This window comes from Dietzia sp. HMSC21D01 (assembly GCF_001815995.1).
GTDB classification, from domain to species: Bacteria; Actinomycetota; Actinomycetes; order Mycobacteriales; family Mycobacteriaceae; genus Dietzia; species Dietzia cinnamea.
On sequence record NZ_KV823627.1, the window covers coordinates 1 to 7,575 of the forward strand.

Sequence of the window (7,575 nt, forward strand, 5' to 3'; positions counted from 1 at the left end):
ACCGGCGCGGTGTCCATGACCGGGCTCCTGTCCGACACCGACCCCGACGCCGGCACCACCCCCCGCGCCGCCGGCCGGCCGCGTCACGATCCGGAGTCGCGCACCGAGTCCGTCCCCGGCGCGCGTCCGTCCGTCCGGACCGACGCGGTCACCGGTGACCGCGCCACCTCGGCACCGTTCCGCCTGCGCCACCCCGACAAGCCCGAGGACCGGCCGAGCCAGGCCGCCGAGGGCCTCGTCGATCTGCCGTACATCATCCCCGTCGACCCCATGTCCGCGATGCTCGCACCGGAGGACATCGAAGCCGAGTGCGAGGCCTCGAACGGCAAGCTGCCCAGGCCCGAACTGCGACCCGGCGACATCGTCGCCGACCAGTACGAGGTCCGCGGTGCGCTCGCCCATGGCGGGATGGGCTGGATCTACCTCGCCGTGGACCACAACGTCTCCGACCGCTGGGTCGTGCTCAAGGGTCTGCTCCACGCCGACCAGGCCGAAGCGCAGGAGGTCGCGGTCGCGGAGCGGGAGATCCTCGCCGAGCTGTCGCACCCGTCGATCGTGCGTATCTACAACTTCATCCACGACGACTGGGCCACCTCGCCCACCCACGGTGGGTACATCGTCATGGAATACGTCGGCGGCCCCAGCCTCCGCGACGTCCGGCGCGCCGCCCCCGGGCGGGTCCTGCCGGTGGAGAAGGCCATCGCCTACGTCCTCGAGGTCCTCCAGGCGCTGTCCTACCTGCACTCCGTGGGGCTGGTCTACAACGACCTCAAGCCCGAGAACATCATGCTCACCGAGGACCACGTCAAGCTGATCGACATGGGCGCCGTGTCGGGCGTCGGCGACTACGGGCACATCTACGGCACCCCCGGCTTCCAGGCCCCAGAGATCCCCGAGACCGGACCGACCATCGTCTCGGACCTGTACACCGTCGGCCGGACACTGGCCTCGCTCATCGTCCGCCTGCCCGTCGTCGACGGTCGCTACGCCGACGGGATCCCCTCGCCCATGGAGGAGCCGGTCTTCAGCCGGTACGACTCCCTGTACCGGTTCCTGCTGCGCTCCACGCACGAGGACCCCGACATGCGGTTCCGCAGCGCCACCGGCATGGCCAACCAGCTCATGGGCGTCCTGCGGGAGGTGCTGGCACTGCGGACCGGGGTGCCGCACCCCGCGTTCTCGTCCGTGTTCTCCCCCCAGCGGTCGACCTTCGGCACCCTGTTCACCGTCGAGCCGACGGACTTCCTCGTCGACGGCCGCGCCCGCGACACCACGCTCACCGGCGCCGAGCTCGTCGACGCGCTCCCGGTACCCCTCATGGAGTCGTCCGACCCGGCCAGCCGCATCCTCGCCGCGACCTCGTACACCTCGGTCGAACAACGGATCGACACGCTCAGGGAGCTCTACTCGGACACCGGCTCCGAGGCGCACGAGAGCATCGGCGTCATCATGTCGCTCGCACGCGCCTACCTCGAGAGCGGGGACCTCGCCGCCGCCGAGGCGCTCCTGGAGGAGAACGCCCACCGGCGGCGCGCCGAGTGGCGGCTCGTCTGGTACGACGGCATCGTCGCGCTGCTCAAGGGCGACCCGGTCGGCGCCTACCCGAAGTTCCAGCAGGTGCTCTCCGCCATGCCCGGCGAGAACGGACCCAAGCTGGCCCTCGCCGCCACCGCCGAGCTCATCCTCGACGTCTGCCCCGAACGGGACCGCGCCCGCTGGGCCCGCTCGAGCGAGCACTTCTACCGCACCGTGTGGTCGGTCGACCGCTCGGTCATCAGCTCGGCGTTCGGACTGGCCCGCCAGCTCCAGCGGCGCGGCGAGGTCGCGGCCGCCATCGAGGAACTCGACCGCGTCCCACCCAACTCGCGCTACTCCTCGCTGGCCAACCTCACCGCGATCCTCCTCCTGTGCCAGGGACGCCCACTGGAGGAGACCGAGGAGTCCCACCTGCGGGAAGCCGCACGCCGGGTGACCAACCTGTCCGCCGGCGAGCACCGGGCCTTCCAGATCCGGCTCACCGTCCTCACCACCGCACTCGCGTGGATCCAGCTGCCCGGCAACGAGCCCTCGCCGTCCCCGCTGATGCGGGGCGTGCCGTTCACCGAGTTCGGCCTGCGCTCCGGTGCCGAGACCGTCCTGCGGACGCTCGCCCGGTCCACCGAGACGCGGGCCCAGCGGTTCCGCCTGGTCGACCAGGCCAACAGCATCCGCCCGCGCACGTTGTTCTAGCGCCGCGGGGGCGGTCAGGGCACTACCGTCCCAGGCCCAGCACGGTGTCGCACGCCCGCGCGATCGCCAACTCCTCGTCCGTCGGCACCACGAGCACCGCGACCCGGCTGTCCGGCGTCGAGATGACCCGCTCGCCCGTGCCGTTCTCGTTGGCGTCGCGATCGATGTCGACCCCCCAGTCGCTCATCGTGGACAGCGCGTCGGCCCGCAGGCGGGCGACGTTCTCCCCCACCCCGGCGGTGAACGTGATCGCGTCGACCCGGCCGAGGACCGCCCAGTAGCCGCCGATGTAGCGGCGCAGGCGATGGATCACCACCTCGTAGGCGAGCCGGGCGTTCTCGTCGTCGTCGTCGACCCGGGTCAGCAGCTCGCGGAAGTCACGCGCGCCCGACAGTCCCTCCAGCCCGGACCGGCGGTTGAGCAGGGTGGAGACGTCCTCCGGTGACATCCCGCGGTCGCGGATGAGGTGGATGATCAGCCCGGGGTCGAGGTCCCCGGGGCGCGTGCCCATGACGAGACCCTCGAGCGGGGTCAATCCCATGGAGGTGTCCATCGGCCTGCCGCCCGCGATCGCCGACGCCGACGCCCCGTTCCCCAGATGCAGGACGATCTGGTTGATCTCGTCGTAGGGCCGGCCGAGGACGTCGGCGACACGGTGGGAGACGAACTCATGACTGGTGCCGTGGAAGCCGTACCGACGCAGGTCCCATTCACGCGCGGTCTCCCTGTCGATCGCGTACGTGTGGGCCGCGGCGGGCAGCGTGTGGAAGAAGCCCGTATCGAACACCGCGACGTGCGGCAGCCCGGGCAGCAGCTCGCGGGCGACCCGGATGCCGCGCAGGTTGGCCGGATTGTGCAGCGGGGCGAGTAGTTCGAGCTTCTCGATGTCGGCCTCCACCTCGGCGGTGACCTCGACCGGCTCGTGGAAGGCCGGCCCACCGTGGACGACCCGGTGGCCGATCGCCTCGACGCCCAAATCGGTGGGGTGCACCCGCAGTTCCTCGGCCAGCTCCAGTACGCGGGCCAGCGCGGCGGTGTGGTCGGGGAATCCGGCCTCCGCGGTCCGCTCCGCGGCGGGCGATCCCGTGAGCTCGCCGCGGCGCACGGTCATGGTGCCGACGGGCTCCCCGATCCGCTCGACCAGAGCCCAGGCCAGCTCGGCCTCTTCGGCGGTGTCGAGGATCTGCAGCTTGAGGGAGGACGAGCCGGAGTTGATGACGAGTACGCGGGTCATGAATCGCTTCCCTGGGAGTCGCCGGCGCCCTGCGCCTGGACGGCCGTGATGGCGACGGTGTTGACGATGTCCTCGACCAGCGCGCCGCGCGACAAGTCGTTGATCGGCTTGCGCAGGCCCTGCAGGACCGGCCCGATCGCGACAGCGCCCGCGGTCCGCTGGACGGCCTTGTACGTGTTGTTGCCGGTGTTGAGGTCGGGGAACACCAGCACGGTGGCACGTCCGGCGACCTCGGAATCGGGCATCTTCTTCCCGGCGACCGTGGGGTCGACGGCCGCGTCGAACTGCAGGGGGCCGTCCACGACGAGGCCGGCCACCGGGTCGGCGGCGCGCGAGGCGGGACCAGCGGCGGACGCGGCGGCGTCGGCGATGCGCGACCGCACGAGTGCGGTGGCCTCGCGCACCTTGTCGACGTCCGCGCCCGTGCCGGAGTCACCGGTGGAGTACGACAGCAGCGCCACCCGCGGTTCGATACCGAAGCGCGCGGCGGTCTCGGCGGACGACACGGCGATGTCGGCGAGCTGCTCCGCGGTGGGATCTGGTACCACCGCGCAGTCGCCGAACGCGAGCACGTGGTCGGCCAGGCACATGAGGAACACGCTCGAGACCGTCTTAACGTCCGGCCGCGTGCGGATGATCTCCAGTGCCGGACGGATGGTGTGCGCGGTGGTGTGAGCTGCGCCGGAGACCATGCCGTCGGCGAGGCCCGTGTGCACCATCATCGTGGCGAAGTAGGAGATGTCGAGGATGCGGTCGCGGGCCACGTCCAAGGTCATCCCCTTGTGCTTGCGCAGCTCGGCGTACTCCTCGGCGAACCTGTCGGCGTGTTCGCTCTCCCGCGGGTCGAGCAGCTGCGCCCCGCTGAGGTCGATGCCCAGTTCATCGGCGCGGCGTCGGATCGCCTCGGGATCCCCGAGGATCGTCAGGTCGGCGACGTCACGTCGCAGCAGACGGCCGGCGGCGTGGAGGATGCGGTCGTCGTCGCCCTCGGGCAGGACGATGTGCCGCTTGTTCGCGCGGGCGCGTTCGAGAAGTTGGTGCTCGAACATCTGCGGCGTCATCACGTCGGGCGTGTCGACGCGCAGCCGGGCGAGCAGTTCCTCGGTGTCGACGTGCTTCTCCATGAGGCTCAGCGCGGTCTCGACCTTGCGTCCGGAGCCGGAGTAGACACGACCGCGGGTCTCGGCGGCGAGCCGCGCGGTGTCGTAGGTCCCGTGCTGGGTGCAGACGATCGGCAGGGTGGACCGCATCCCACGGACGAGCTTGTCCAGCGCCGGGTTCGGCGTCACCCCGCCGTTCCAGATCATCCCGGCCAGCGACGGGAAGCCTTCGGCCGCGTGCGCGGTGAGGATCGCCAGCACCGCGTCGGTGCGGTCGGCGGGCACGATGACCACCATGCCGTCGACGAGCCGCTCGAGGATCCGGTCGCCGGTCATGCCGCCGACCATCACGGCCATCGCCTCGCGGTCGAGCAGCGCCGGGTCGCCAGAGTACAGAGTGCCGTCGACCGCCTCCTTGAGCTCGCCCATCGTGGGTGCGGTGAGCAGCGCCTGGGTGGGCAGGGTCCAGGCCGGCACGTCGAGCGTGTCGAGTTCGGCCTGGATCGCCTCGAGGGCGTCGGGGTCGCAGCGGTTGGCGACGACACCGACGGGGTGGGCGTGCTCGGCGCGCAGTTCGTCGAGCGTGAGCCGGGCGTTGGTGCCGATCTCTGCCGGAGAGCGGTCGGTACCGCGGAGCACCAGTAGCACGGGGGCGCCCAGGTTCACGGCGATCGTGGCGTTGAAGTCGTACTCCGTGGGACTGGGGACCCCGGTGTAGTCGGTCCCGAGGATCACCACGACGTCGCATTGGCGGGCGACCACCTGGTAGCGGTCGACGATCTCGGCGAGGGCGGCGTCGCGGTCCTCGTGGACGCGCAGGTTCGTCACGCCGATGCAGTCCTCGTAGTCGAGGTCCACGGTCGTGTGCTGCAGCAGCATCTCGAGGATGCGGTCCCGGGCCGACTCGTCGGCGGTCGCCGTGCCGGTAGCCGCGCCGGTGGTCACACCGGGGACCGGCCGCGGGGCGACGGTGACGGGACGGAACACGCCGACCCGCTGGACGGTACCGGCGAGGATCCTCAGCAGGCCCAGCGCGACGGTCGACTTCCCGGTGTCTCCCTCGGGGGCCGCCACGTAGACGGCTGACGAGGAGAGCGGCTCGTTCCCGCTCTGGGCCGGGATGGTCAGCGCGGCGATGTCGGGTTCGGGCGGCTCGGCCCCGTACGACTCGGACGACTCGGGCGACTCGGGCGTGACGGAATCGGGCGGAAGGGAATCGGGCACGGGGGCATTGTGACAGCGCGGGTGGCGCGGCACATCAGGTACACCCCTGTCGGGCGCGTCCGTCACCCCGGTCGGGGGCCGATCGTCAGGCATCGGTGAGCCTGTCGACGCCGGGTGGCAGCCACGTGCACAGCCCGGGCGAAGCGGGGTTCACGATGGTCGTCCAGCCCGCCGGCCCGTCACCGACGAATCCGTGATGGACGGGACAGCCGAGTGCGCCGTTCGCGACGGTCGTCGGTCCGCCCCTGGACCATTCCCGGACGTGGTGGAACTGACTTCGTCGGGCCGGGGCTGTGCATCCGGGGAAGGTGCACCCTCCGTGGGCGGCGTAGAGGACCAGCCGCTGGATCGCCGTGGCGATGCGCCGTTCGGGGTGGGCGTCCACGTCGACCCTGAGCAGCTCTTCGCGTCCGTCGCGGAGTAGCGAGACGAACCATGGCATGGCTCCGGCCATCGAGACGGCCTGCCTGACACTGAGCTGGGTGCCCGAGTCGGTGCGGACGAGCGCGTGGGGGTCCTCGAGCTGCTCGGGGGTCAGCCGCACCACGATGGTCGCGATCCCCTTGGGCCGTGCCGGGTCGACGGTCGAGCCGAGTGCCCACTGGTGGACCAGTGCGTCGTGGGCACGCTGCTCCGGGGTGCGGTCGTCCGATCCGGGTTCGCACGGCACGGCCCCGCCCGGGCCACCGAAGTCGCATAGCGCCCGCTCCACCAGCGCGCGACCGCGAGGGGTGAGCGTCATGGTCAGCGTGCTCGTCCCGTCGGAGCGCACGGCTCCGAGCCTCGCGGAGCGCTGACGCTCCTGGTGCTCCTCGCGGTCCCGGCCGCGGGCGGGACACAGCTCCGCGATCCGTCGCGCGGCCTCAGCGCGCAGGTCGGCGGGCGCCGCCGACCGGGCGAACCGTGTGAGTTCCTCGGCGAACGCGGTCTTGGCCGTGCCGCCCATCGTCCCGGGTAGTGCCGCGACGGCCTTGGCGATGATCCGCTCGTGCTCACCGGAGATCTCTCCGCTCGCTGCCGCCCGCCCGGCCGGGGTGGCCTGGCGCCCGCCGGCGTCGATCCGGCCGTGCACAGTGCCCTTGGCCAGGCCCAGCCTCTCGGCGAGCATGGCGGCCACGCCTCCGGGGGTCCGGCCCTTCTGCCCGTGCAACGCCGCCAGCTCGGCGGTCGCGCGGCAGCCGCTGGCCTCGAGCCGGCGCGCCAGGACTTCGACGCGGCCCACCGCGTCCGCGAGCGCGTCGGCCTCGACGGCGGACCACTCGACCGCGGACAGTGACTCCACGGACGCCTCGAGGAACCCGAGGACATCGGCCAGCGTGGGCGGCTCGACACTGCGACCGCCGTCGCCCTCGGTGCCCGATATCCCCTGCTCCATGCCCTGAAGTATAGAACAGGCGTACGACACCGTGGGGTTGCTTCCGGCGGCCGACCGCCCGCGGGTCTCCTCAGTCGCGCTCGGTCAGCAGCCGGAACCTGAGCTCGTCGAGCATGGCGGCGACCTCGGCGCTCACGAGCGCGCGTTCGAGCGTGACGAGCCTGGCGAGGTCCGCTGAGGCCGCGTCGGGGTCACTGTGGTCGAGGTGTCGTGACGCGCGCGTGTAGAGCAGGTCGAACTCTGCGAAGTCGTGCACGCGGTCGCGCGCGAGTTCGCCGATCCACACGCACTCCCGGCCGCGCTCGCCGGCCGCCTCGAGGACACGCCGGGCCGACTCGAGGACCGCCCTCACCTCGCCGCGCCGGGCCTCGCCGTCCCGCGCCGGGCCTCGCGGAGCCCCGCCGTCGAGAACC

Annotated in this window: 5 protein-coding genes; 1 reads left to right on the forward strand and 4 read right to left on the reverse strand. The window is 71.8% G+C overall.

What is annotated here, in order from left to right; translation table 11 throughout:
* The coding region (locus HMPREF3086_RS00825) for a serine/threonine protein kinase (RefSeq protein WP_070719723.1) at positions 1-2,229 on the forward strand (2,229 nt) is incomplete at its 5' end.
* A gap of 22 nt (positions 2,230-2,251) precedes the next feature.
* Here HMPREF3086_RS00825 and HMPREF3086_RS00830 read toward each other — a convergent pair.
* The 4 genes from HMPREF3086_RS00830 to HMPREF3086_RS18750 form a co-directional block, all read right to left on the reverse strand.
* Entirely contained in the window at positions 2,252-3,463 is a 1,212-nt protein-coding gene (locus tag HMPREF3086_RS00830) for an acetate/propionate family kinase (RefSeq protein ID WP_061227922.1), read from the reverse strand.
* Entirely contained in the window at positions 3,460-5,787 is a 2,328-nt protein-coding gene (gene pta, locus HMPREF3086_RS00835) for a phosphate acetyltransferase (protein ID WP_232303170.1), read from the reverse strand. Before pta ends, HMPREF3086_RS00830 begins: the two co-directional genes overlap by 4 nt.
* Before the next feature lie 85 nt (positions 5,788-5,872).
* Entirely contained in the window at positions 5,873-7,162 is a 1,290-nt protein-coding gene (locus HMPREF3086_RS00840) for an HNH endonuclease signature motif containing protein (RefSeq protein ID WP_061227921.1), read from the reverse strand.
* Positions 7,163-7,232: 70 nt separating this feature from the next.
* The coding region (locus HMPREF3086_RS18750; RefSeq protein WP_168169030.1) for a hypothetical protein at positions 7,233-7,575 on the reverse strand (343 nt) is incomplete at its 5' end.